Annotated in this window: 19 protein-coding genes; 12 read left to right on the forward strand and 7 right to left on the reverse strand. The window is 67.1% G+C overall.

Features of this window, described 5'->3' with window-relative positions:
* Positions 1–154: 154 nt before the first annotated feature.
* The 3 genes from L1277_RS10725 (at position 155) to L1277_RS10735 (ending at position 4,082) form a co-directional block, all read left to right on the forward strand.
* Positions 155–1,699, forward strand: a complete 1,545-nt coding sequence (locus L1277_RS10725; RefSeq protein ID WP_253376380.1) for a sugar transferase — start codon at positions 155–157, stop codon at positions 1,697–1,699.
* Between the two features lie 45 nt (positions 1,700–1,744).
* Complete coding sequence (locus L1277_RS10730) at positions 1,745–2,713, forward strand: glycosyltransferase (protein ID WP_253376381.1); 969 nt, start codon at positions 1,745–1,747, stop codon at positions 2,711–2,713.
* A gap of 409 nt (positions 2,714–3,122) precedes the next feature.
* Positions 3,123–4,082 (forward strand): endonuclease domain-containing protein, encoded by a 960-nt coding sequence (locus L1277_RS10735; RefSeq protein ID WP_253376382.1) that lies wholly within the window; start codon positions 3,123–3,125, stop codon positions 4,080–4,082.
* A 240-nt stretch (positions 4,083–4,322) separates the two neighbouring features.
* Here L1277_RS10735 and L1277_RS10740 read toward each other — a convergent pair whose 3' ends face one another.
* The 5 genes from L1277_RS10740 to L1277_RS10760 are packed head-to-tail and all read right to left on the reverse strand — an operon-like array spanning position 4,323 to position 11,264.
* Entirely contained in the window at positions 4,323–6,365 is a 2,043-nt protein-coding gene (locus L1277_RS10740) for a GDSL-type esterase/lipase family protein (RefSeq protein WP_253376383.1), read from the reverse strand.
* Positions 6,365–7,930 (reverse strand): lipopolysaccharide biosynthesis protein, encoded by a 1,566-nt coding sequence (locus L1277_RS10745; RefSeq protein WP_253376384.1) that lies wholly within the window; start codon positions 7,928–7,930, stop codon positions 6,365–6,367. Before L1277_RS10745 ends, L1277_RS10740 begins: the two co-directional genes overlap by 1 nt.
* The gene (locus L1277_RS10750) at positions 7,927–8,817 is read right to left on the reverse strand and encodes a glycosyltransferase (RefSeq protein WP_253376385.1); all 891 of its coding nucleotides are present in this window, start codon (positions 8,815–8,817) and stop codon (positions 7,927–7,929) included. Before L1277_RS10750 ends, L1277_RS10745 begins: the two co-directional genes overlap by 4 nt.
* A gap of 5 nt (positions 8,818–8,822) precedes the next feature.
* Entirely contained in the window at positions 8,823–10,355 is a 1,533-nt protein-coding gene (locus tag L1277_RS10755; protein ID WP_253376386.1) for an O-antigen ligase family protein, read from the reverse strand.
* A gap of 6 nt (positions 10,356–10,361) precedes the next feature.
* On the reverse strand, positions 10,362–11,264 hold the full coding sequence (locus tag L1277_RS10760; protein WP_253376387.1) for a hypothetical protein: 903 nt from the start codon (positions 11,262–11,264) through the stop codon (positions 10,362–10,364).
* A 236-nt stretch (positions 11,265–11,500) separates the two neighbouring features.
* On the opposite strand from L1277_RS10760, the gene L1277_RS10765 reads away from it, so the two are divergent.
* The 7 genes from L1277_RS10765 to L1277_RS10795 all read left to right on the forward strand — a co-directional run bounded on the left by L1277_RS10765 (position 11,501) and on the right by L1277_RS10795 (position 20,352).
* On the forward strand, positions 11,501–12,877 hold the full coding sequence (locus L1277_RS10765) for a glycosyltransferase (RefSeq protein ID WP_253376388.1): 1,377 nt from the start codon (positions 11,501–11,503) through the stop codon (positions 12,875–12,877).
* Complete coding sequence (locus tag L1277_RS10770) at positions 12,861–13,856, forward strand: glycosyltransferase family 2 protein (RefSeq protein WP_253376389.1); 996 nt, start codon at positions 12,861–12,863, stop codon at positions 13,854–13,856. Before L1277_RS10765 ends, L1277_RS10770 begins: the two co-directional genes overlap by 17 nt.
* Positions 13,789–15,204, forward strand: a complete 1,416-nt coding sequence (locus L1277_RS10775; RefSeq protein ID WP_253376390.1) for a wax ester/triacylglycerol synthase family O-acyltransferase — start codon at positions 13,789–13,791, stop codon at positions 15,202–15,204. Before L1277_RS10770 ends, L1277_RS10775 begins: the two co-directional genes overlap by 68 nt.
* Positions 15,194–15,802 carry an acyltransferase gene (locus L1277_RS15720; RefSeq protein ID WP_308215094.1) on the forward strand — a complete coding sequence of 203 codons (609 nt, stop codon included), beginning with the start codon at positions 15,194–15,196 and terminating at the stop codon, positions 15,800–15,802. The genes L1277_RS10775 and L1277_RS15720 overlap by 11 nt, the downstream gene beginning before the upstream one ends.
* Positions 15,799–17,931 (forward strand): glycosyltransferase, encoded by a 2,133-nt coding sequence (locus L1277_RS10785; protein ID WP_253376391.1) that lies wholly within the window; start codon positions 15,799–15,801, stop codon positions 17,929–17,931. Before L1277_RS15720 ends, L1277_RS10785 begins: the two co-directional genes overlap by 4 nt.
* The gene (locus tag L1277_RS10790; RefSeq protein WP_253376392.1) at positions 17,928–19,475 is read left to right on the forward strand and encodes an Ig-like domain-containing protein; all 1,548 of its coding nucleotides are present in this window, start codon (positions 17,928–17,930) and stop codon (positions 19,473–19,475) included. The genes L1277_RS10785 and L1277_RS10790 overlap by 4 nt, the downstream gene beginning before the upstream one ends.
* A gap of 256 nt (positions 19,476–19,731) precedes the next feature.
* Positions 19,732–20,352, forward strand: coding sequence for a thymidine kinase (locus L1277_RS10795; protein WP_253376393.1), 621 nt, complete (start codon positions 19,732–19,734; stop codon positions 20,350–20,352).
* Here the strand turns inward: L1277_RS10795 and L1277_RS10800 are convergent.
* Together L1277_RS10800 and L1277_RS10805 are read right to left on the reverse strand one after the other, a co-directional pair.
* On the reverse strand, positions 20,349–21,266 hold the full coding sequence (locus L1277_RS10800; RefSeq protein WP_253376394.1) for a DUF808 domain-containing protein: 918 nt from the start codon (positions 21,264–21,266) through the stop codon (positions 20,349–20,351). The two genes, L1277_RS10795 and L1277_RS10800, sit on opposite strands and share 4 nt — an antisense overlap.
* A gap of 65 nt (positions 21,267–21,331) precedes the next feature.
* Positions 21,332–22,081 (reverse strand): SDR family oxidoreductase, encoded by a 750-nt coding sequence (locus L1277_RS10805; protein ID WP_253376395.1) that lies wholly within the window; start codon positions 22,079–22,081, stop codon positions 21,332–21,334.
* Positions 22,082–22,212: 131 nt separating this feature from the next.
* Between L1277_RS10805 and L1277_RS10810 the strand changes: the two genes are divergently transcribed.
* The gene (locus L1277_RS10810; protein ID WP_253376396.1) at positions 22,213–22,995 is read left to right on the forward strand and encodes an SDR family NAD(P)-dependent oxidoreductase; all 783 of its coding nucleotides are present in this window, start codon (positions 22,213–22,215) and stop codon (positions 22,993–22,995) included.
* Positions 22,996–23,117: 122 nt separating this feature from the next.
* Positions 23,118–23,684: a hypothetical protein gene (locus L1277_RS10815; RefSeq protein ID WP_253376397.1), complete on the forward strand. Its 567-nt coding sequence runs from the start codon at positions 23,118–23,120 to the stop codon at positions 23,682–23,684.
* Positions 23,685–23,838 lie beyond the last annotated feature (154 nt).

A 23,838-nucleotide genomic window follows, 5' to 3' on the forward strand; every position in this document is an offset into this window, starting at 1 on the left:
ACGTCAGGTTACATTCTCAGTTAAACCTGATTAATCCTCAGGTTCTGCGCTAGCGTGAGAATATGCCTCAAACGGGGGCCACGACACCTCGATTCCGAGGGTGCGAGGCACTGGTGGGGCACTCACTTCCCTCAGCGACCGATTGGTTTTGCGTATGCGCAGCGCACTTGCGTCACCGAAGCCCGCCCGGTTTGCCCCGAACGCGGCACCCGTCGCACTCGGCCGGCGCCCGACCGGCGCGGGCACTGCTGCTGACGAGGCGCCCCCGTCGCTCTCCGTCCTGGCGCAACCGCTCAAGCTTCGCTGGCCCGTGCGCTACCTCCTGGCGACAACGGCCACAGACGTGCTCGCGATCGTGGCCGCCCTTGCCCTCGCCCAGGTCGTGCGCTTCGGCCCCGACAGTCTCGACTACGCCTCGGGCGCCGGCATCGAGTATGCGGTGCTCGCTGCGGCCATCGCCGCCGTCTGGCTGATCACCCTCTCGGCCACCCGCTCCCGCGCCGCCCGCCTCGTCGGCGTCGGCTTCGCCGAATACCAGCGCGTCACCAACGCCACCCTGCTCACGTTTGGCCTGCTCGCCATTATCGCGTTCCTCCTCCAGCTCGACCTGGCCCGCGGCTACCTCGGCATCGCCCTGCCCACCGGCCTCGTGCTGCTCCTCGCCGGGCGCAAGTTCTGGCGAGTGCAGTTGACCCGCATGCGGGTGAGGGGCCGGTGCCTCACCGGTGCCCTGGTGGTGGGATCAACGACAGACGTTCGCGAGGTGATTCACCAGCTGCGAGCGAATCTCACGGCCGGATACCGACCGATCGGGGTTGTGCGAACGGATGCACCGGCATCCGTTTTCGAAGGATTGCCCGGAATCGATCTCGAACAGCTCGCCGACACGTCTCGACTGTCGCGCACGAAGGCGGTAATGGTGGCCGGCAACCTGCCCGGTGGCAGTGAGCAGCTGCGCACGATTGGCTGGTCGCTCGAGAACTCGAGCACCGAGCTGATTCTCGTGTCGAGCCTCACCGACGTGGCAGGGCCGCGAATTCACATGCGGCCGGTCGAGGGCCTGCCGATGGTTCACGTGCAACTGCCCAAATACACCGGGTTCACCTATGCGGTGAAGCGGCTCATTGATGTGGTGGTCGCCGGGAGCGGGCTGGTGCTGCTCGCGCCGCTGTTCGGGCTGATCGCCCTGGCCGTGCTGCTCGAGGATGGCGGCCCCGTGCTGTTCCAACAACGTCGCATCGGCGTCAGTGGAACGTCGTTCTCCATGCTCAAGTTCCGCTCGATGGTGCCAGACGCCGAGGCGCGGCGCGTCGACATCTCGCAACTGGACGAGGGCAACGGCGTGCTCTTCAAGGTGCGCAACGACCCGAGGATCACCCGGGTCGGACGGGTGATCCGGCGGTTCTCCCTCGACGAGCTGCCGCAGCTGGTCAACGTGCTGGTGGGGGAGATGAGCCTGATCGGGCCGCGCCCGCCACTGCCGAGTGAAGTCGAGCGATACGAAGACGCCGCCACGCGCCGCCTGCTCATCAAGCCGGGCATCACCGGGCTGTGGCAGGTGTCAGGCCGCTCCAATCTCAGCTGGGAGGAGAGCGTCAAGCTCGACCTCTATTACGTCGAAAACTGGTCGGTGACGGGGGATTTCATGATCCTCCTCCGCACCGTCCGCGCCGTCGTGAGGAGTGATGGCGCCTACTAGTACGGTCCTTTGTTCGATCAATTGTGCACAATTCGGGAGTTCACAATGTCGCAGTATCTGTTCGTCTGCTCGGGTGGTGGACACCTCAAGCAGCTCCATACTTTGGCTCGCCGCATCGGCATTCCGCCGGGAAACCAGTTTTGGTTCACCTTCGACAACGGGTTGAGCCGCACGCTCACCGAGGGAACCGACCGGGTGTTCGCGAACTTCGCGGCACCGCGCGACGGCCTCAACATCATGAAGAACACAGCCCTGGCCGCCAAGGTGATGGCGCACAAGAAGTTCGCGGCCGTGATCAGCACGGGTTCGTCGCCTGCGGTATCGGCCTTCCCCGTCGCGCTGGCCCACGGCATTCCCTGCCACTACATCGAGAGCGCCGCGCGAGCGGAAGGTCCGTCATTGACCGGCAAGATTGTCGCACGGATGCCGCGAGTCAAGACGTATTCGCAATACCCGGTTTGGGCGACAGAGAGCAGTTGGGCGTACCGGGGCAGCATCTTCGACGAATTTGCGCCGGGGCCTGAACGCGAGGAACGGCCCATTCGCAAGGTTGTGGTCTCCCTCGGCACGCAGGAGTCGTACGGGTTCGACCGGCTGTTTCGCCGACTTGTTCCGCTGCTCGACGGGTGTGAGGTGCTCTGGCAGGTCGGCGCGGCCGATGTGTCGGAATACGGCATCGACGGTCGGGCCAGCGTGCTGCATTCGGAACTCGCCGACGCGGTCGCCGAGGCCGATGTCGTGGTCGCACACGCCGGAACCGGGGCGGCGCTCACCGCCATCGAGGCAGGCAAGATTCCGGTGCTCGTGCCCCGGCTCGCGCGCTACGGCGAGCACATCGATGACCACCAGGAGCAGATCGCCGCCGAGCTGTCACGGCGCGGACTGGCCGTGAACTGCCCGCCCGAGGAGCTCGACACCGAGACGCTCATCGCGGCATCGGTCCGCTCGGCGGAACGGGTTGATCCGCCCAACTTTGCGCTCGACGGACTGGTGCCGTCGCTGGCGGCCGTGTAGTTGCGCCAAGCCTGCCGTCGGACCCCTGGTCCGCGGTGAGGGGCCGGCGACCCGGGCCGCCCCGATCGGTTCGGGTCGCCGTTCGAGCCGCAGTTGCGGTGCTGCGCCCTCAGCCGCACCGCGCCCTCGTTTTCCATGTCTGCTCGCGTGCCCGTGTTCGTGCCTCCGCTCGTGCGAAAGCGCCAGTAGAAAGGGGTGCGCGCCGCCGTCACCCGCAACAACTGGCACTCGTGCGGATGGCGCTTAGTGCGCTGCCCGGCAGAAGTACCAGTACGCCGGGGTTGCCGCGCCCACAACTCCCAACAACTGGCGCTTCCTCGGCTAGGGCAGCAACGACCGGAGGCAACCGGCACCCGGGTTGCTGTGGATAACCCGCGCGGCGAGTACTCATCTGCGACAGCATCGATCCATGACCGAACGGCGGCCGCTTCCGCGGGCAATCCAGCAGGGGCCGATCAGCGTGGCGCGCGCCCTCGAACTTGGAGTCAGCCCGGGGCGGCTGAACGCATCGGACCTGCAGGCGCCGTTTCGTGGCGTGCGAATGCCTGCATCGATGGTGCCCGAGCCGCTGCAACGTGCACGAGCACTCGCCACCATCCTGTCCAATGGCCAGTTCTTTAGCCACCAGACCGCTGCGCTGATCTGGGGAATGCCGCTGCCGTGGTCGCTGCAGAACGACGGCATTCTGCACGTTTCCGCATTCAGGCCCCAGCATCCGCCGCGTCGCATCGGTGTCGTCGGACATGTCATTGCACCGGGCACCGTCATCACACAGGAGTGGTTGGGACTGCCCGTCACCGCGCCTGCATCGACCTGGACCGAACTCGCGACGGTCCTCACCCTCTACGAATTGGTTGCTGTCGGTGATTACCTGCTGCGGGGCGTCGAGACGTCGCCTCCCAACGCCCAGCGCCCGGTGTACACGCCGCTCGCTACGGGCACCGGCCTGAAAGCCGCGGTGGACCGAACGCCACGAGCTGGAACCGCGAAACTGCGGAAGGCCCTTGAGCGGGTACGCGAGGGGGTGGAGTCCCCACGAGAGACGGTCCTTCGACTCACCCTCATCGAGTGGGGTCTGCCCGAGCCGGAGATCAACAAGGAGATCTACTCCGACGCGGGAGAGTTCCTCGGCCGAGTCGACCTCTGCTATCCCGGATTCAAGGTGATCGTCGAGTACGACGGAGAGCAACACCGCGAGAACCGGTACCAGTTCGACCGTGACATCGACCGCATCGCCAAACTTGAGGAGAACGGGTGGCGAGTCATTCGCGTTCGACACGCGTTACTCCAACGCAACCCCGGCGAAGTTGTGCGTCGGGTGCGAGTGGCGCTCAGCCAGCGCGGGTGGGTGCCGGTGGCCGCGAACTGAGTGCACGCACCTACCGGGCGGCGCCGGGAGTACCAGTTGCGATGGGTTGGGAGAGCTCGCACCGGCAACAACTGGTACTTCGGTCGAGGGGTGCGGCATCGGGGCGTCACAGGAGTACCAGTTGCGACGGGTCATGCGGTGCGCGCACCGGCAGAAAGTGGTACTTCCGGCCCGGGCATGTGGTGGGCGCGGCCCGGGCGCGGTGCGGGAGCGCGGGAAGCGGGGACCACCCGTGCCCAACTACCGGGTCGCTGCCGCCCCCGCGACGACCGGCTCGAGCGGCTGCCCGTCGATGTCGACGCTCGCCGGCACGTGCGGCCCTGCCGGGGTGATCTCGGCACTGCCCGCCTGCTCAAGGTGAAGGTCGCCGCCCTCCTCATCGACATAGACCACGTCGCCCGTGCGGTTTCCGTCCGAGCCGATGGCATCCGGTTCAGAACAGGACTTCGCATTCCACTTCTCGACGATCGAATTCGTCATCGGGCTCGCGCAGTCGGCCAGGTAGGCGACGATGTTGCGGTCGAAGACGAGCCCGGGCAGCGGGTCGATCCGCACCGATCCGCCCGAGAACGAGTTGTTGCGCACCACAAGGTTCGTCGTCTTGATATAGCGCAGGTCGGCCGCCGACCCGCCCTGGCAGTTCGCGCTCTTCACGATGCAGCCCTGCACGAAGTTCGACTCGATGAGAATGTCGGCCATCCCCGTGCCCTTGCCCGACGACAGGATGATGCCCGCGTTGTAGCAATTGCTCAGTTTGTTGGCCCGCAAGGTGATGGTCTCACTGTCGAAGATTTGCACGCAGTCCGCGTGCAGGCCGTTGTTCTTGTTCTGGTCGTAGTCGCGCACTTCGTTGTTTTCAATCAGAACGTCGGATGCTCCGCCGACCTGAATTCCATCGACGCTCGATCCGCCCTCAAACAGGCTGTCGCTGACGGTGACGTTCTGCGACCGAACAAACAACCCGGTTCCTGACACGTGAATGTTCTCGAGTCGCGTGTCGACGGCGGGCCTGTTCACATACATCACCCCGGTGACCGTGATGCCCTGCCAGGTCACAGAGGGGACGGCGATTTTGAGTCGGTCGAAGGTGGGGGTTGCACCCTTCGCCGGGCCGACGACCACCGCGGACGCCAGGCCTTTGAGGTTTCTGCCGCCGGTGAGTTCCATGCTGCCGTAGTTGCCGTCGGCCAGCGTGATCGCGCTGCCCTCGCCAGCCTTGCCGAGCGCGGTCTCAAGCGAGCACGGTGACCCGGTCGAGCAGCTCGAGCCCGAACCTTGCGGTCCGGCGACGAGAGCGTCCGGCGCCGTGAGTTTCCCCTTCGCGCTGAGCCGCGATCCCGTGGCGCCGGCCGGGTCGAGCTCAGTCTCCGCGGCGTCCTTGGGTGCGGCTTTGCCATCACCGTCGCCCGGTGAGTCGGAGAGCTCGTCGGAATTACTGAGTACATCCCACGCCACCGCCGCGAGCTTCTGCTGCCCGGCCACCGAGGGGTGGAAGTAATCGATCGTCGAGACGTCGGCGCCGGTGAACTCGACGTTGAAGGCGGCCTTCTCGTCCCAGATGCAGTGCGGGTGGGCCGCGCACGCGTCGGCGAGCACCCCGTTGAAGGTGTCGATGAGTGCCGAGATCGATGCACGCCGGTCAACATCGGCCTGCTCGCTGCTCGTGGCGTTGTACAGGATCGAGCGGCACTGGGCGATCTTCTTCCAGGTAGCAACGGCGCTCGGGTCGTCCTTCTTCGCGTCGATGAGCCGCACGAGGTTCGGCACCGACGACACGTAGACCCGCGCATCGGGCAGCCCGGTGGCCAGGGCGGTGAATGCCGTGTTCACGTTTTCGGTGAACGTTGCCTCTGGCGTCATCTCGTCGTAGGACGGCGCGCACACGTCGTTCGCCCCGATGAGCACGGTGACGAGGTCGGGCTGCAGTTCGACCGCGCGGGCGGCCTGGTCGGGCAGGCTCTCGACACTGGCGCCGTCACTCGCGATCACCTCGACGGTGGGAGCCGAGCCGCTGGTTGAGGCCACCCGCGAGGCGAGCGACTGCACTTCGGGGTCGGTGCCCGTCGACCACGACGCCTCAGGGCAACTGCCGCTGCGGTCACACGCGTTGACCGCGAGGCTCATCGAGTCACCGAGTGACGCGATGGCCGAGATGGTGAACGGCGCCGGCTCGGTCGACGGCACGGCGGTGGGCTTCGGTGCCGGTGCCGAACATCCGGCGAGCACGAGGGCGGTGGCGACGGTGGCGATCAGCATCCGTATCGACACTGTGTGTGCTCGCATCAGGCGGTCCCTCGTTCGCTCATCGGTGTGCCGCTTGCGGCCGCGGGCTTTCGGGTCTGCTTCACAAAGTCGAGGATCTGGGCGAGGTCGCGCCGGTACGCCGGAATCGCCATGGCCAGGCCCAGGGGAACCAGCCCGGCCACGCCGCCAACCAGCACGTGCAGCAGGGCCGGGAGCTCGAGGGCACCGGTGGCCCACGCAGCGGCGAAGGCGAAGGGCACGAGCGCCGCCGGGCGCAGGACGGGCAGCACAACATCGCGCCCGGTGACGAAGGTGCCGCGAATGGCCCAGGCGAAGCCGGGAACGAGCACGGCGAGCGAGACGAGGCCGTATGCGAGCGCGAGACCGTTCACGCCGTTCCACCACAGTCCGACGAAGAACGAGCCGATAATCACGGGCCGGGAGACGATGTAGTAGACGAGCTGCCGGTGGGCGCGGCCGAGCGAGATGTAGATCCAGCCCTGCACGTTGCCGATAGCCTGCGCCACCCCGGCGATGGTGAGCAGGGCGAAGATCGTCGCTGTTGCGTCCCACTGCGGCCCCAAAAGGAGGAGGACGAGCGGATGCGCCAGCGCGGCCGCGATCGCAAACGCGGGTAGCGTGAGGTAGGCGATCACCATCAGGGCGGCGCGGATGTACCGGCGGTAGCGCGGCCCGTCATCCTGCAGCCGACTCAGAACGGGTAACGCCACGCGGCCAAGCGGGCCGTTGAGCTGCTGCAGCGGGAGCATGAACAGGGCGTATGCGCGCGAATACTGACCGAGCACATCGGAGCCGAGTTGCCGCCCAATCACGACGTTGTCGACGTTGCGGGCAAGATAGTTGAGCAGCTGTACCCCGAAGATCGAGCCGCCCGTCGTGAGCAGCGGCACAACGGCCCGGTCGATGTGCGGGCGACCCCAGTGCGGGTGCGCGGCCGTCCACAGCGCGATCAGCCGGTAAACGCTCGCGGCCCCGGTGAACACCACGAGTGACCAGACACCCCAGCCGGCCAGGGCCGCGACGATCGACAGGCCGACGCCAAGCGCCATCGAGACCACGTCGATCCGCGCGAGCACCCCGAACTTGAGGTCGCGCTGCACCTTGGCCTGCAGCGGCATGGCGAGCCCGTTGATGAGCAGGGTGGGCGCGACGGCGATCGACAGCAGCACGAGTCGCTCCTCGTCGTAGATCGCCGCGATGAGCGGGGCGCACAGGGCGATGAGCGCCGTGCCGATCACACCGATGCCGGCACTGAGCCAGAGCACACTCGACCAGGTGCGGTCGTTGAGCTTCTTGGCCTGGATGATCGCTCCGGTCATTCCGAAGTCCCGCACGAGGTCGGCAACCCCGACGATGGCCATGATCATGGCGATGAGGCCGAAGTCGCTGGGGTCGAGCAGCCGCGCGAGCACCACGGTCGACACGGTCTGCAGGATCGTCTTCGACCAGGTGCCGCCCATCGTCACGAGCACGCCGCGGCTGGCCTGCCGGCCCAGTCCGTCAGAGGGGCGAGCGGATGCGTCGGCGTCCGTAACCGATTCTGCCCGCCCTGCGTGCGTTCCCGGTTGGCGCGGCGGCCTCATGCCCGACTCGTCTCATCACGGTTCCAGCCCGGCAGCTGGCCCCGCCGCTCGGACCGGGTGGCCAACAGCAGGGGAATGCCGTATCCCACGCAATAGACGAGGAACGCCGGCCAGAGGTGCGGGCGAACCGCCACCCGGCCGATGAGATTGAGGTAGCCGGTCGCGCGGGAGCTGGCGGGCGGGGCGGCTGCGGCCACGAGGTGCGCCGACCGGGTGCCGGCGGCCCGGGCCACCTCGGCGCGGCGGACGAGCTGCCGGTTGCCGGCGGCAATGCGGGTGGCCCGGCGGATGTGTGCGCGGAGAGTTGCCGGGGCGCGCACAACGAACTCGGCGTCAACGGTGATTCGCTCGGCCGGGCTGAACAGTTGCTGCACGTACCGGTCGTCGGCGATGACGTCAGGGAACGCGCCAAAGCGTGCGCGGCCCTCAGCGGTCACCGCGTAGATGCCCGAGCCGACGTGCCCGGCCAGCCGGAAGTCGGAGAGCGCCCAGATTCGGTAGTGCGCCCGGGCCGGCCAGCTTGACGCCGAGGTGTCAACGCGCAGTCGCGGCGCGGCCACGAACGGGCCCTCGCGACCGGCCAGTGCATCGGCGAGGGCGCGGAGGGTGGCGACGGACACGATGACGTCGGCGTCGACGTACGCGCGGGGGAAGAGGTCACCGGCCGCGACGTCGCCCGCGTTGAGCGCGACGGTCTTTGACGGGGTCTCTGTGGCGATCACCTGCACCGTGTCACCTCCCACGGCCCGGGCAACCGCGACCGTGTCATCCGTGCAGGCATTGGCCGAAACCACGACGGAGAGCGTGGCATCCGCTCGCAATTCAGTGAGGAGGCGGGGGAGCACCGTCTCTTCGTTGTGGGCCGGGATGACCACGCTCATGCGCATGGCCCTCACCCCACCCGACGGCGACGGCCGTCACGTGGCCGGGCCAGCACCTGCCCCGACGCTGACCCGACCACACTGTGTCGCGGTGGTGCCTCCGTGAGCACCCACGCGCCGACCCCGAGCAGCAGAAAGAGCAGCATAAAGGTCTGGAAAAATCCGAACGCATCGTAGAAAAACATGGCCGTGGCGTAACCGATCACCGAGATCGCGAGGGCCAGGGCAAGTGCCGTGTACTGCGGCGAGTGCGCGGGCCGAAACGCGTAGGCGATGAGCCGGCCGGCGGGGACGAGCAGCAGCACCACGACGCCGAGCACACCGAGGGCGCCGACTTCCATGAGGGTGCCGAGCCACTGGTTGTCGAGGATGAACGAGTTGGCCGTATCGCCGATGACGATGCGCGAACCAAGGCCGGAGCCGAAGAATGGTTGATGCGACACGATCTCGAATGCCGGGTCGAGGTCGGCCAGGCGGCCGGCGCCGGTGAACCCGGGGGAGGTTTTTTGTGAGGCGATGAGGGCGTCGGGGTCGAGGAAGCCGCCGAACATGGCCTCAAACGGTTTCGGAATGACCGCGGCGGCCACCACGACGGCCGGCAGCGCGAAACTCGCCAGCACGATGCCGAGTACCGGTCTCAGCACCAGGATGAGGAGGAACATGACGGCGAGGGTGACGACGGCGGTGCGGGACACGGCGGCCGCGATGCCGAAGAGCTGCAGGGCGACGATGCCGCCGAAGAAGATCTTGCGGTTGTAGATGTTGAGCGGCCACGCGGCGTAGCGGGCCAGGTAGATCGCGATCGGGATGAGCATGCAGAGCATGACGCTGAGCGCGATGGGGTGTTGCGCCGATGCGTATGCCCGGGCCCCGCCGGCGCGGAACGCCTCACCTTCATCGCGCAGCATCTCGAGCGGGAGGAAGGTCGAGAGCTTCATGAAGATGTTCTCCCGGGTGACCTTCTCGACGAGGGCGAAGAAGCCGACGATGCCGGAGAACACGGTGAGGGCGGTCAGCAGCGTGTTCACAGTGCGCGGGGAGCGGAGGAGCTGGCGGGTGAGGTAGAGCAGCGACACGACGATGGCGTAGTTGCCGAGCGCACCGATCGCGCCGGAGGCGAGGCCTTCCTCGGTGATGTCTGTGGCGTTGGCCGCGACCGACACAATCATGGTGACGAGCCAGAAGAGCAGCGGTGCGCCGAAGGCGATGGGGCGCCAGGTGAATGTGCGGTCGATGAGCAGGGCCACCCCGACGATGACCACGATCAGTACGATGACGAGCCGGTAGGGCTCGAGGGCGAACGGCAGCGGAATCGGGACGGCGTATCGCCGGACCGGGATGAACAGCACGACGGCTGCCAGAAAGGTCAGCGCGATACCCGAGCGGCTCGGCCGGAAGCTGAGCACGGCGTCGCGGATGCGCTCGCCGACGAGGCGCGAACTGAGGGGCCCCCCGCCAGCCGGCTCTGTCGTCGGTGGCGGAGCGTCCGGCGTGCGATCGGGCCCTTTCTCCGGCGACGCACGTTGCGCCCGCACGATACTCATCGCGGCCTAGACGTACGCGGGAGTGTCGTCGGACCGCTTCGGCTCATCGCGGGACGGTTCGGCGATGCTGCCGTCCTCGGATGCGCCACCGGCCGTGTCGACCGAGGCCGGTTCGCCGGTCCCGGTTGTCGGCTCGCTGCCGTCTGCGCTCTCATCGACCGGCGTCTCAGCGGTGTTCCTGCCCTTCGACCGGCCAGCGGCTGCTCGACGCTTCTCGCGGCTGACCCGAATGTTGTAGAGCACGAAAATGAGTGCGATGACGAGGAGGAGCACACCAAACGCCGTGAGGATCACCGGGATGAGCGGGTTGCTGCCCTCAACCTCGGTGGCTTCGCTCTCGCGCAAGGTCTGCAGTTGCACGCGCTCGGCCTCAGGCAGTGCCGTGGCGTCCTGCTCGGCACGCACGTACTCCTGGAAGACGGTGTTGGCCGCGCGGGAGATTTCCTCCGCGCGGGCCGGTGAGTGCGCGGAGCCGACAATGTCGAGGATCGGCAAGGTGAGGCGGCCGGGGAAGGACTCGTCGCCGGCCGGTTGGGTCGTGCGACGAACGGCTGTGACCTGTTCGTCGTCGGCGAAGGATCCGACGACGCCCTCAACCCGCGTGCGGATCTCGGAACCCGAGACGATGTAGGCGTAGACCACCGTGGTGGATACGAGGTCGCGGGTCACCGTCGGGGTGACGCCCTCCTGCACCGGGGCGCCGGGGATAACCGACTGGTAGAGCGGCTGTTGCGGGCTGCCGACGAGGACCGTGGTCGAGGCGCGGTAGGTCTGAACCGCGCGAGGCTGCAGTTGGCCGTCGACGTAGCTGTAGCCGACGATGCCGCCGACGAACGCCGCGACGATGATGCCGACGAGGAGCAGCCACTTGTAGCTCCAGAGCACTCGCAAGTAGAGAGGAACGTCCATCGATCTCGGCTTTCTTTCTGGCGGGACAGCTGCCCCGGGGCTGGGCGGGCCGTGGTGCCCTCCTCCATCGTGGAGGCCCGACGTAAAATTGAGGAACCCTCAGTATTACGAGTATATTAACAATCGGTCGGCTGTGGTCAAACCGGCGAGCACTACTTGTAAATTTCATGACGGTTGCTCACGCCCCTTCGGGGACGCGAAAATCGGCACCCAGCTACCCGAGCGGGGGAGGACGCATGGCCACGCAGCCGACAGGCACGCCCCCGGTGCCGCGAGCGGACGGCCGGCCGCTCCGGATTCTGTACAGCTTTCCGCACGCGTTCGGCAGCCCGGGCATTGGCCAGACCGCGTGGAACCAGGTTCGCGAGCTCGTTCGCGCCGGCCACACCGTCACCCTCGTGGCCGCGAGCGTGGCGCAGCCGGTGACCGGGGTGCGCGAGGTGGAGCAGACCATGGTGCTCGGCGGGCGCCGGGTGCCGCACCGCGCCGTTGGGCGGATGCGGGCATTCGGCTGGCACGATCGCCGGGCAGCAACGCGAGTGCATCAGGAATCGTTCGATATTGTGCATGCCTGGCCACTGGCATCCGCTCGCACGTTGGATGCCGCGCAGGATCGCGGGATCCCGGGACTCCGTGAGGTGCCGAACACCCACACGGCGCACGCTTACGAGGTGGTCGGGCGGGAGTACGCGCGGCTCGGGCTCCCGGTGCCGCAGGGCTGGTCGCACCACTACGACGGTGATCGGCTCGTGCTCGAAGACCGGGAGTACGCGGCAGCGCATGGCCTGCTCGTTCCGTCGGACGCCGTTGCGCAATCGTTCCTCGACCGGGGGTTCGACAACTCACGGCTGCTGCGGCACCGCTACGGATTTGACCCGGCGGTCATCCGGGTGCCGATTCGAGTCGACGCGGCCCGGCCGTTCACTGCCGTGTTCCTCGGCCGGTGTGAACCCCGCAAGGGCCTGCACTTCGCGCTCGACGCCTGGCTCGCGTCGAAGGCCAGTGAGACCGGGCGGTTTCTCATCTACGGCAACTTTGTGCCCGGCTATCGGGAGATGCTCGCCGAACAGCTCGCCCACCCCTCGGTTGAGGTTCGCGAATTCACCGACCGGCCGGCGCGAGTCTACGCACAAGCTGACATCCTGCTGCTGCCGACGATCGAGGAGGGCAGCGCCCTCGTCACGTATGAGGCGCAGGGCGCCGGCGTCATCCCTCTGGTGTCCGAGGCGAGCGGCGCCATGGTTGAGCACGCCGTCAACGGGCTGCTGCACACCCCGGGCGACGTTGCAACGCTGAGCTCACAGATCGACCTCGTGTTCGGCAGCGAACGCTGGCGGCGGGCGCTCAAGCAGGGCGTTCTCGCGCACGCGCCGACCCTCACCTGGCAGGCCGCCGGCATCGTGCTCGTCGACCTCTACCGGCAGGCACTCGCCCAGCTGCGACCCGAGGGATACACGGCGCGCCCCGGCGGCCTGCACCCCGGCACGGGCGAATACCCCGAGCTTCGCGACGGCGTTGCGCGCATGAGCACGTCACACGGCTCGGTGCACCGCGACTCGGTCGAGGCGCCCTGGTCATCACGAGGAAGCAGGCTGCATGGCGCATCCGGCTGACGTCACACTGATTCTCTGCTCGAGGGAGCGCCCCCGCCTGTTGCGGGACGCTCTCGCGTCGGTCGTGTCTGTGACGTCGCCGGACGTTGAGGTTGTCGTCGTTGATTCAGGATCGACAACGGATGCCACTGGGCGCGTGGCGCGTGAAGCCGGCGTTCGCACCGTGCGCACTGACATCCGCGGCCTGAGCATCGCCCGCAACGTTGGCCTCCGCGCCTCCGAGCGCGAGATCGTCGTCTACACCGACGACGATTGCGTGGTCACCGCGGGCTGGCTCGAGGCGATGCTGCGGCACTTCGACGCGCCGGACGTCGGCGTGGTCACCGGGCGGATGCTCGACCACACCAAGGTCGGCTCAGAGCAGGCCTACACGCACAAGTGGCGGTTCACCGATGTGGCTGACGGACTCGACGCCGGGCACGGCGCGTTGATGGCGTTCCGACGGAAGCCCCTGCTCGCTCTCGGCGGGTTCGACGAGGTGCTCGGTGCGGGGCGCGAGCTCGCCGGCGCCGAGGACCTCGACGCGTTTTGCCGCATGATCGACGACGGCTGGCGCATCGTGCACGAGCCCGACAGCATCGTGCACCACGTCTTCACCCGCGTGGGCGAGAACTACCGGGAGCTGCTGCACGGCTACGGCCTCGGCATGGGGGCACTCGCCAACAAGTGGAGCCGCATCGACAAGTCAATCGGCCGGGTGATGCTCACCGTGGTGCTCAGTCGGCAACTGCGCAAGGCCGCTCGGGCGCTGCCCCGCCGACGCGCCCGAGCCCGAGCCGAGCTGGCGATGGCCACCGGCATTGTGCGCGGCTACCGGCGCGGGTCGCGGTTGCGGCTCGACGGAAAACTCTTCGTCGACGCGAGCCGTCCCGCGCCAATCGTGCTGTCCGGCGGCCCTGCCCAGGAGTCCGATGACCCGGCCGGAGCGTCGAACGCACCCGCACCGCTCTCGAGAGAAGGGCACACGGATGCGCGCTGACTCATCCGCCCTGCCCGTCTCGGTGCAGCCGCTGCGGGTCCTCGACGAAAAGTTCCTCGCGAACGAGGTGGTCTTTCGAATCGCCCGCCCGGCGCTTGCCATGATCGTGCCGGGCGACGCCCTGCGCCGGGCCGACGGCAGCATCGACGCCGACCTCATCCGCCGCATCGTCGACGAACGCCGCCGCGGCGTTCCGGCCACCGGGCAACGCCTGCAACGGGTCGCCCTCGGACTGGCGACGCCGGCCTGGGTGCCCGCCGACAACGTCGACCTGGACTGGCATGTGCGGGTGCTCGACGGCGTCTACCCGGCCGGCCCCGACGCCAACCTCCTCTCCGGAGCGGCGAGCCGGCTCGACCCCTCCCGACCGCTCTGGTCGATCACAGTCGCTGACCTCGACGACGGCCGGATCGCGCTCATCGGCATGATCCACCACTCGGTCGGCGACGGCATCTCGGGCATCGAGATGATCTCGGGTCTCCTCACGCCGGCACCATCGACCCCCGGTGAGAGTGCCGCCGAGCCAGCGGTTCCGACCACCCGGGCGCCCGCCACCCAGCTCGAGCTGCTCCGCGGGCACTACGCCGCCTGGCGCTCCCGGCACGCAACCCGGGCAGACGCGTGGCAGGACTACCGCCGCAAACCGGTGAAAAAGCGGCTGAGGCGCCTGGGAGGTCGACTGATCAGGCCACTCAAGAACCTCTACCTCGTGCGCTCCGGCCTGGCCGACCGGATGGTCGAGCCCCACAACTCCCGCATGCTCCTGCTCGACGCCTCCGCCGTGCGCGGGATCGCCCGGCAGTTCGGCGCGAGTCCCACCATCCTCACCGTGGCCGCGGCGTTCGCGGCGCTCGCCGCCCTGCACCCCGATGCTCGTGAACACGCGCTCACCGTGCCGCTCTCACTGGGACGCGAGGCGGCGGCACGCAATCACATCTCGATGGTTCGTGTGGTGGTGACCGCGACGGAGAATCTGTCGGAGCTGGTGGCATCCGTGTCAGAACAACTGACGACAGCCGTGAAGACCGGCAACACGAATACGGTGTCGCCGCGTGACTGGGCGGGGTATGCGTCACACCTGCCGATGCATGCGCGCCGGCAGTATTTCGGGCCGGCCGAGGTGACGTCGATCACCCTGTGGCCCGTGCTTGACCTCGACGATCGCATCGCCGTGTTCACCACCACCTACGCGAACACGTTTGCGGTGGCCGTTCTGGCGCGGACGGATCTCGATATCGATCGGGCGACGGATGCTGTCGCGCGCGTTTTTCATACAGCCATCGGTACGGCGGCGGCCAAATCGCCGACCCCGGCCGAGAACTCACAGGAGGTGCGCAGTGGCGTCTAAGGGACTCGGCGGGGTGCTGCGATCGGTGCTCGACCCGCGAACGCTCGTGCATGCGGTGCGGCTCGCGCACTTCTACGGATACAGCTGGGTGCAGGAGGTGCGGAAGCTGCACCGCGGCGCCAACGTATCGTTCGGGCCGACGGTGTCGTTTCGGAACGCCGAGCGGATCTACCTCGGCGCCGGATCGCACCTCGGTGAGGGCAGTGTGATCTGGGCCGGCAACACGCAGTCGCGGGTGGTGCTCGGGGAGAAGACCCTGCTCGCGCCGAACGTCACGATCACGGCGTCGAACTACGGCATTGTCCGCGGCACTCCGGTAATGGACCAACCGAAGATCGAGAAAGACATTGTGATCGGGCCGGGCGTCTGGCTCGGTGCCAACGTCGTGGTCACGGCCGGGGTGACGATCGGGGCCGGGGCCATCGTCGGAGCCGGGGCCGTTGTCACGCGCGACCTGCCGGAGAACTGCATCGCCGGCGGGGTACCCGCGAGGGTGATCGGGCATCGGCCGGCAGCGCCTGCCGAACCGGATGGCGCCGGCACCGACTCTCAGGCGTCGCAACCAGGAAGCACATTCGACCGGGCGGGCATCGCATGACCCAGCCCTCGGTGTCGGTGATCATCGTCAACTTCAATACCCGAGAGCAGACACTCGAGTGCATCGAGTCGGTGTATGCCGAGTCGAGGGCGATGCGGCGACTGGGTCCGCCGTCGCCGCCACCGCTCGACAACCTCACCGTGATCGTCGTCGACAACGGTTCGGTCGACGGCAGCGCCGACGCAATCCGCGAACGGTTCCCGGCTGCCGTGGTGGTCGAAGCTGGCGAGAACCTCGGCTTCGCGCGGGGCGTCAACCGTGGGGTCGACGCGTCGACCGACGAGTACATCCTGCTGCTCAATCCCGACACCGTCGTCATTCCGGGTTCGCTCCGCTCACTGGTCTCGTTCGCGGTGCGGAACCCCGACTATGGGCTCTACGGCGGACGCACCCTGCGGCCCGACGGAACCGTCGACCCGAGTTCGGCCTGGGGCGAGACCACGCTGTGGTCGCTCACCTCGTTTGCGCTCGGGCTGTCCACGGCGTTCAAGCACTCGCTGCTCTTTGACCCGGAGTCGCTCGGTGAGTGGAAACGCGACAGCGTGCGCGAAGTGCCGATCATCACCGGGTGCCTCACACTCATCCGCCGTGACACCTTCGCGGCGATCGGGCGGATGGACGAGCGGTTCTTCCTCTACGGCGAGGACGCCGAGTTCTCGGTGCGCGCTCGCCGCTTCGGCTTACGGCCCGTCATCGTGCCGAGCGCCGTGATCGTCCACGACGTCGGCGGATCGACCGGAAACTCCGGCCGCAAGATGAGCCTCGTGATGGCCGGCAAGGTGACGCTGCTCACACGCTCGTGGAGCCCGGCGCGTGCGCGGCTCGGCATCGTGCTGCTGCAGGCCGGATCCCTTCTTCGCGCCGCGCTCGAGATCGCGACCCGATCGCCCAAACGCACCTGGCTCACCGTCTGGCGAGCCCGCGCGAAGTGGCGCACCGGCTACCCGGATGCCGAAGCCGCCCTCTTCGGACGGACCCCGCCGCACCGGCTCGCGCCCGAGCGAACCGCGCGCAACCAGCCGTTACGGGTTGAGGCCGAACCCGCGTTCCGCACCCAGCACGCGAACCCGTACAACGCCCGGCTCTACGCGGCCATGCCGAAAGGCGCTGCGGAGGTGCGCGACCTCGGCTACCTCCGCCTGCTCTGGCGCCGCACCGACATCGTGCACCTGCACTGGCCAGACCTGACCTTCCTCTCCGGTCCCCGCCGGTGGCGACAGATCGCCCGGCTCGTGCTGTTCTTCTCCTTCCTGACGGTGGCCCGGCGAAACGGAACCCGGCTGATCTGGACCGTACACAACATCGCGTCCCACGAAAACCGCTCGACCCCGCGCATCCGCAGCTGGTACTCCCGACTGCTGCTCGGCAACGTCGACGGCATCCTCGCGCTCACCACCGACGGCATCACTGCGGCCCGAACGGCATACCCGGAGCTGCGCGCGGTGCCCGCATTCGTCACTCCACATGGCGACTACCGCGACAGCTACAACTTCTCGGCGTCACGGGCCGACGCGCGTCGCGCCCTCGGTGTGCCCGACGGCACGGTGATGGTGAGCGTCGGCCAGATCCGCAGTTACAAGAACTTGCCGCACCTCGTGGACGTGTTCGCCCGCCGAGCCGCCAGGGTGCCCGCCGGAGCTGAGCTCGACGTTTTCCCGACCGAGATCCTCGCGATCGCCGGCAAACCCGCCGACGCCGAACTGCGCGACGCGCTCAGCACCGCAGCGGCCGGGACTGACTCGGTAATCCTCGACCTGCAGTTTCTCCCCGACGACCGCCTCGCCACCTGGTTGCGGGCGGCCGACGTCGTCGTGTTGCCGTACTCGCGCGTCCAGAACTCCGGGTCAGCAATTCTTGCGCTCAGCGCCGACCGGCCCGTCGTCGTTCCGGCGATCGGCGCGATGACCGAACTGCAGCAGCAGGTCGGCGCCGACTGGGTCTACACCTTCGAGGGGAGCCTCACCGCGGAGGTGCTCGATGACGTCGCCGTCTGGCTCCGCGATACCGAACGAGGCGAGTCCCCGAACCTCGCTGCGCTGGCCTGGCCCGCCATCGCCGCACAGACCCTGGCCGCCTACCGGGCGGTTCTCGATAACCCACCTCCGCTGAAGAAGGACAGGTTCCCATGACCACACTCACCGCCGAGAAGCGCACGCGGTCTCGGTCACGCCGCCACGTGGCATCCGTTGCCGTAGGCATTCTTGCTCTCGCGCTTCCGCTCGGCATTTCGACACCGGCGTGGGGCGCCGAAACGATTCCCTCGGTGATTGCGTCGCACGAGGCGAACCTGCCACCCGTGTCGGCGGGGTCGGCGAACCGCGCGTGGGACGGCCCGGCCGTCGCCGTCATCGACAGCGGGGTGAGCACGCACACCGACCTCAATCTGCAGGCGCAGGTGAACTGCACGGGAAGCGGAGGGGGAGCGGATGCCAATGGGCACGGAACAGGCGTGTCCGGCTTCATCGGTGCTATCGATGACGATAAAGGTATCGTCGGGATCGCGCCCGGCGTGCCGATCTACTCGATTCGGATTCTCGACGCCAAGAACAAGGGAACGCCCGACATGTTCACCTGTGCGGTGAACTGGCTCAAGGCGAACGCAGCGACCTACAACATTCGCGTGGCGAACCTCAGCCTCGGCTACCCGGGCGTCGACGACGGCAACTGCGGACGCACCAACGGAGACGTTGCACACCAGCAGATCTGCGACCTGACCGCAGCGGGGATTGTGGTGGTGGCCGGGGCCGGCAACAGCGCGACCGACCTGGCGACCACAGTGCCAGCGGCCTACGACGAAGTCCTGACCGCGACGAATGTCGTGAACTACGACGGCAAGCCGGGCGGCGTCGGATCGCCGAACTGCCCGGGCATCACGGCGCCGGACGACAAGCCAGCGTCGAAGAGTAACTACGCCGTGTCGGCCGCGGATAGGGCGCACACCCTCGCTCTCAACGGGACGTGCCCGTATACGACGAAGAAGGGCAATGGCTACGACTTCATCCAGTCGGGAACGAGCATGTCGAGTGCGGCCGCGACGGGAGTTGTGCTCAACTGCCTGCGTCCGGGTGGCGCGTGTGTCGGCACGTCGGTGCCACAGGTGCTGCAGACGGTGATCGGGCAGGCGCAGGCCGCGGCGACCACGCGTGGCCGGACCTACGCGGGTGACCCGTTAAGCCAGGTGGGCAACAAGTACTTCGGGTACTTCGCGTCGACGGTGCCGTCCGGCACGGTGCCAACGCCGACGCCGACGCCAACGCCAACGCCAACGCCAACGCCGACTCCGACGCCGACTCCAACACCCACGCCAACGCCGACACCGACGCCGACACCCACCCCCACTCCAACCCCGACCCCGACGCCGACGCCGACCCCAACGCCGACCGATACGACGAAACCAACGGTGGCGATCACGTCGCCTGCGTCGGGTGTCACGGTCTCGGGAGCGGTGCCGGTCCGGGCGTCGGCCAACGACAATGTCGGTGTCACCGGAGTGACCTTCTGGGTCGCGAACGTGCAGGTCGCAACCGGTGTGCAAACCTCACCGGGTGTGTGGGAAGCCTCGATCAACTCACGGGCCTATCCCAACGGTAGTTACAAGGCCACGGCGAAGGCCACGGATGCGAGGGGCAACGTCGGCGTAAGCACGGCGGTGTCGTTCAGGGTCCTGAACTAGCGGTCGGAAGAGCTGTCCCGGGTGCGGTCCCTCCCGTCCCCGGGACTTTCGCCGCTCCGCCGGCCTGGTGCCGCTCGGTTCGTCGGGCGGGTGCGTCGGTTCTGAGCGTGGGAACCCGTCGTTAGGGCCCGATGAACGGGGGTGCCGACGAGCGCGGTGGCGGGCGAGAGTTGCCCGTGCACATCGACGCTTCGGCCACCTTGACCGGGGCGCTTGCCGAAGCCGCCGCCACCCCTCGAGCACTACACTGAGGGCCGTGGCAAAACTGTATTTCCGCTACGGCGCGATGAACTCCGGCAAGAGCACGGCCCTCCTCCAGGCGGCGTTCAACTACGAAGAGCGCGGCCATGAGGTCCTCCTCGCCAAGCCCGCCGTCGACACCAAAGGCAACAACAACATCGAGAGTCGGCTCGGCGTCTCCCGCGAGGTCGACTTCATCATCGAACCGGATGCCGACGCCTACGCGCTCTTCCAGAAGCACCGTGCACAGACCCTCACGGAGACAAACACCGATGTTTCGTGCCTGCTCGTGGATGAAGCACAGTTCCTTACGGACTCGCAGGTCGATGACCTGCTGCGAATTGCGCTGCTGGAGTCAATTCCGGTGATGGCTTATGGCATCCGTACCGATTTTCAGACCATGGCGTTCCCGGGAAGCCGGCGGCTACTGGAAGTTGCGCACAGCCTCGAGGAACTCAAGACGATTTGCCGTTGCGGTCGCAAGGCCATCTTCAACGGGCGTCGGGTCGGTGACCGGTTCATCTTCGATGGAGACCAGGTCGCGATCGACGGCGTCGAAGTGGCCTACGAGTCACTCTGCGGTGTTTGCTACCTGCAGGAGTCGGGCGGAAAGCTCGCGCCCCGGCCCTCCCGCTAGTGGCGAACGGCGGCCGGTGATGCGCCGCCTTCGGTGAAGGTCGGTTCCTTGCCGCGCAGGCGACCGATGAGGAGGACTACTCCGACGACGACCAGGCCGAGCGCGAGCCCCACGATGGCCGAGACCAGTGTGTCGCCGAACCAGACGACGACCGTTCCGAGCGGCTCGAGGGCGTGTTCGATGCCGTGCACGACGTCTCCGATCAGCGGCACACCCACGTCGGTGAGGTTGGAGAGCACGAGGTGGCCTCCGACCCACAGCATGGCAACGGTGCCGACAACACTGATCACGCGGAAAACGGCGGGCATTGAATTGACGATGCGCGTGCCGGTGCGTCGAACGCTCGGGTTTGAGTTGTCTGCCATGCTCAGGCCGATGTCATCGATCTTCACGAGGAGCGCGACGGCGCCGTAGACAACGCCGGTCATGAGCAGGGCAATGACGGCGAGCGCGCCGAGAGTGAGCCAGATACTCATGTTTTTGTCGAGGCTCGCGAGTGAGATCAGCATGATCTCTGTCGAGAGGATGAGGTCGGTGCGCACAGCGCCGCTGACGAGTCTCTTCTCGTCGCGCGCACCCTCGTCAGCATGGCCGTGGTGCAGGCCGAACCATTCGAGGACCTTCTCAGCGCCTTCGAAGCAGAGGTACGTTCCGCCCAGGATGAGGAGATAGGGCAGCACAAACGGTGCAAAGGCGGTGAGCAGCAGCGCGATCGGGATGATGATGAAGAACTTGTTGATCAGGGAGCCGCGTGCAATCTTCGCGACGACGGGTATCTCGCGCGCGGGGGTGAGGCCCTGCACATACTGAGGAGTCACAGCAGCGTCATCGATCACCACGCCGGCGGTCTTCGCGGATGCTTTCAACGCGGCGCTCAGGATGTCATCGACAACAGCGAGCAGACCTACAGACATGTGTCTCCTTCCGGGGAGTAGGAGGATAACTTTATCTTTCGTGGCCGGGTGCCGAGGGCGGGTTGCTAGAGAGCCTTGGTTGGTGAGATGACCAGTTCATTGATGCAGACGTGCCGCGGGCTGTCGAGGACGAATTGCACTGCGTGAGCGATGTCCTGCGCGGAGAGCATCGTTGCCCGGTCCGATGTCCCGGGAACGCGGGGCCGCATCGACAGGAAATCCGTGTCGACGTCGCCCGGGCAGAGGTGGCAGGCGCGGATGCCGTGGTTGTTCTCCTGCGCGTTGAGGCTCTCTGCCAGGGACGCGAGGGCGGTCTTGCTTGCGCTGTATGCAACGCCCGCGTCGGGTGAGAATCGCCAGCCGGAATATGAGGAGATGAACACGACCACGCCGTTGGCGCGCTCACGCATACCCGGTAACACGGCGGAGACCGCGCTCGCCGCGGCCACCAAGTTGGTCTGGACAATGGAGCTGAAGTCCCGCATGGTTTGGTCGCGCCAGTACCGCTGCGGGGTATTCAGGCCAGCGGAGAGAACCAGGTGGGTGAGGGGGCCAACCTCCCGTTCGATGCGTTGGGCCGCCGCAACAACATCGTCATCGTTCGTCGCGTCGAGCGGCACGACCAGTGCTTCCCCGCCACTCTCGTGGATGGAGCGGGCAGTGTCCTCGAGGGCATCGACCCGACGTCCACTGAGTGCGACCCGGTAACCACGGGCGGCTGCCGTCTCGGCGACGGCCCGCCCCATTCCGCTTCCGGCGCCGGTGATCCACACCACATTCTGAGGGGACATGGCGCTCATCGTGTTGGTGGACACGGGGTTCCTCTTTCCTCCGGGCGCTCCCGATCTGCACCGAGGTGCGCGGGAGCGTGCGAGCTAGAATCGCGTGAAAGTATACGGCTGCCCCGGCCAGGACAGCCCCTCTCGACACGAACGGGGACTTCAGCGTGGACCTCAATCTCACAGGCAAAGTTGTCGTGATCACCGGTGCGGCGCAGGGGATTGGGCGGGTTATCGCCGAGACGTTTGCGAGAAGCGGCGCGATCGTTGCCGCTCTGGACATCTCGGAGGAGTCGCTCACCGACTTCAGCGACGCCTTCCGGGAATCGGGGTGGATGAGCGGAGAGTACGTCTGCGACGTTCGGGACACCGTCGCGGTCACCCGAACAATGGAGGAGATCGCGTCACGGTTCGGCCGAATCGACGTGCTGGTCAACAACGCGGGCATCAACGCTGAGGGACTGGTGTCAGAGCTCGATGTCGAACTGTGGGATCGCTGCTTCGCGGTCAACGTTCGAGGCACATTTAACACGTGCAAAGCGGTCCTGCCGATGATGAAGGAGCAGCGCAGCGGACGCATCATCAACGCCGCATCCTTCGCCGCCATCATGCCGAGCGTCGGTGCATCGGCTTACGCGGCGTCCAAGGCGGCCGTCGTGCAGTTCACCCGTACGCTCGCCAGCGAGGTGGGACCGTGGAACATCACGGCAAACTCGTATGCGCCCGGCATGGTGCCGACGGCGATCAACGGTTTTGCTGAGCTGCCGGAGGACGAGCAGTCGAAGAAGCTCGACATGCTGGCTCTGAGACGGTGGGGTGAACCGGAGGACGTGGCCAACCTCGTCTGCTTCCTGGCGAGTGACCTCGCGAGCTACATCACCGGCACCCTCGTCGACGTCAGCGGCGGCAAGTTCAGCACGCAGGTTCCGAGCGCGGCGTATCCGGCCTGATCTGAGCCACGCGGTGTGAGCAGCGTCAAGCGCACGAGGCGGCGGCTGTCAAGACCCTCGCTGCTCTTGGCTGGGCGGCGTATGTTCCCTTGAACAATCGTCACTTTCAGAAAGGCACTGTTATGCCCAGTCGCAATACGGTAGTTCGCAGCATGCACGACGTCGGCGTCGCCGCGTGGTTCGGAGGAACGCTGATGGGAGCCGTTGGACTCAACGGCGCTACGGCGAAGGCCCGCGACTCGGCGGAGGGGCTGCACCTCGCCTCGATCGGGTGGTGGCGCTGGTTTCCCGTCGAACTTGCGGCCATCATTATTCACGGCATCGGTGGGGTCGGTCTGATTCTCAGCAACAAGGAACGACTCAAGAACCAGGCCGAGAGTCGAAGCAACACCGCGGTGAAGTCGGCGATCACCTTCGCTGCCATCGGAACGAGCGTCGCATCCGGTGTGCTCGGCAAAGTCATCGACAACAACTCGGAGCAGGGTGCCGAGGGCATCACGGAGCCGAAGCCCGAAGCGCCGCAGGGAATGCAAACCGCGCAGAGCGTCTTGCGGGTGCTGCAGTGGGTCACGCCAGCGCTGACGCTGGCGATCATCGTACTCGGCGCGCAACAGGGGGAGCAGCAGCGCCCGATCAAGGGCCTGTTCGAGACCACCGCGAAGATGTTCCGCCGCGGCAACTTCACCTGATTCCGTACCTCGGATCCTCGTCGCGCCGAAGTGCCAGTTGTTACGGGTAGTGGGCGACCACACCCGCGACACCTGGCACTTCTGCGTCCGTGGATCGGGCGGAAGGGCGCGCCCGGGATGCCTCGACGTCGAATCAAGCTGGACAGCAGTGAGG

The sequence above is a fragment of the Okibacterium sp. HSC-33S16 genome (assembly GCF_024171565.1).
Lineage (GTDB): Bacteria > Actinomycetota > Actinomycetes > Actinomycetales > Microbacteriaceae > Mycetocola_A.